Below are 1,784 nucleotides of genomic sequence, written 5' to 3'. Positions count from 1 at the left end.
CCTACAACACGATCTCCACGGCCGGGGCCTTCCTGCTGGCCACGTCGACCCTGCCGTTCATGTACAACGTCTGGCGCTCCTACAAGAAGGGCGAGCTGGCCGTTGTGGACGACCCCTGGGGCTATGGAAACTCGCTGGAATGGGCGACATCCTGCCCACCGCCGCGGCATAACTTCCGCTCGCTGCCACGCATCCGGTCGGAACGGCCTGCCTTCGACCTGCATTATCCCCAGGCAGCCGGAACAATCGATTATCACGCCGCACCCGAGAGCAGATAAGCCGGGCCCGGAAGAAGCTGGAGCGGAGCAGCAGCCATGAAGATCGAGGGCGTCGTCTTCCTCGTGTTTGCGATTTTCTGCACGGTGGTCGACATCGTTTACTGGTTCACGTCGAAGGACCCGACCGGCACGGTCGCACTCGCCCTGTGCGGCAGCCTCGGCCTGCTCGTCGGCGGGTACCTGTTGTTCACCGCCCGCCGGATCGGAGCCCGGCCGCAGGATCTCCCCGATGCCGAGATCTCCGACGGCGCCGGCGAGCTCGGGCATTTCACCCCAGGCAGTTACTACCCCTTCTTCATCGCCGCCGGTGCCTGTCTGGTGTTGTTCGGCATTGTCTTCGGGGTGTGGCTGGCCCTTATCGGGGCAATCATGACAGTGACGTTCGTCGTGTGCCTGCTCTTCGAGAACTTCTGGCACCCGCCCGTACCGGAGAACTAGTGCGACCGCGATGCGTCCGCGCCGCCGACGTGGCCGCCGCTGACGTGGTGGATCAGACCGCCGCAGCCGCGGCGGTCTGACTCGTCCTGACCCATCGCCCCAGAGCAGCTTCGGCCGCACCGGAATCCAGCGCCCAGGCGGCCCGACCAAGCTGGCGGCTTAGCTGTTCGGTCACGGGTGCGGCAGTGGGTCCGGTCGCGGCGACCAGCGCGGCCGCGGCGGCGAGCAGGACTGCGTCACGCACCGGCCCGGCACGTCCCCCCGCGAGCAGCTCCCGGGTCACCGCGGCGTTGTAGGCGGCATCGGCTCCTCGCAGCGCCGTCGGGTCGCCGGGGACGATACCGACGTCGCGTGGGTCGAAGGTCTCCATCCGCACCGTGCCGTCCGCGACCATCCACACGGTTGACGTGGTCGTGGGCGTGAGCTCGTCGAGCCCGTCGTCACCGCGGAACACCAGCCCCCGCGTCCCGCGCGCGGCCAGAACACCGGCGACGACGGGCGCAAGCCGTGCGTCTGCGACGCCGACCGCCTGGCTTGCCGGGCGGCCCGGGTTGGTCAGCGGCCCGAGGATGTTGAAGACGGTGGGCACGCCGAGGTCACGCCTGGGCCCGCCAGCGTGTCGCATGGCCGGGTGGAAGACCGGTGCGAAGCAGAACGCCGCACCGGCCTCGGCGAGGCAGGTCGCGACGCCGGCGGGCGGTAGATCGATGGCGACGCCGAGTTCCAGCAGAAGATCGGCTGACCCGCAGGCCGAAGACGCGGCCCGGTTCCCATGTTTGATCACGGGGATGCCGGAGCCCGCGACGACCAGCGCAGCCATGGTCGAGATGTTCACCGAATGTGACTGGTCGCCGCCGGTTCCGCAGGTATCCACCGCGCGTTCACGGATGTCGTCGGGGAGGTCCAGCGGTGCTGCGTAGTCCAGCATCACCTGCGCCAGACCGCCGACCTCCTCGGCGGTCTCGCCCTTGGCCCGCAGGGCGACCACGAAGCCCGCGATCTGGGCGGGGGAGGCGTTGCCGGACATCACCTGGGTCATCGCCCACATGGTGTCGGGCGCGCCGAGGG

General features: G+C 69.1%; 2 protein-coding genes and 1 pseudogene. 2 read left to right on the top strand and 1 reads right to left on the bottom strand.

The window, feature by feature from the left end:
• Together U9979_RS17570 and U9979_RS17565 are read left to right on the top strand one after the other, a co-directional pair.
• Window positions 1-278 (top strand): annotated as a pseudogene (locus tag U9979_RS17570) (cytochrome ubiquinol oxidase subunit I); the annotation flags it as partial.
• A 36-nt stretch (window positions 279-314) separates the two neighbouring features.
• Window positions 315-716 (top strand): cytochrome c oxidase subunit 4, encoded by a 402-nt coding sequence (locus U9979_RS17565; protein WP_322747397.1) that lies wholly within the window; start codon window positions 315-317, stop codon window positions 714-716.
• 52 nt (window positions 717-768) lie between these two features.
• On the opposite strand, the gene trpD is transcribed toward U9979_RS17565, so the two are convergent.
• On the bottom strand, window positions 769-1,784 hold a 1,016-nt coding region (gene trpD, locus U9979_RS17560), incomplete at its 5' end, for an anthranilate phosphoribosyltransferase (RefSeq protein WP_322780239.1).

It is taken from the genome of Protofrankia sp. Cas4, from assembly GCF_963555915.1.
Classification (GTDB): Bacteria; Actinomycetota; Actinomycetes; order Frankiales; family Frankiaceae; genus Protofrankia.
This window is presented reverse-complemented; position numbering and strand designations above follow the sequence as displayed.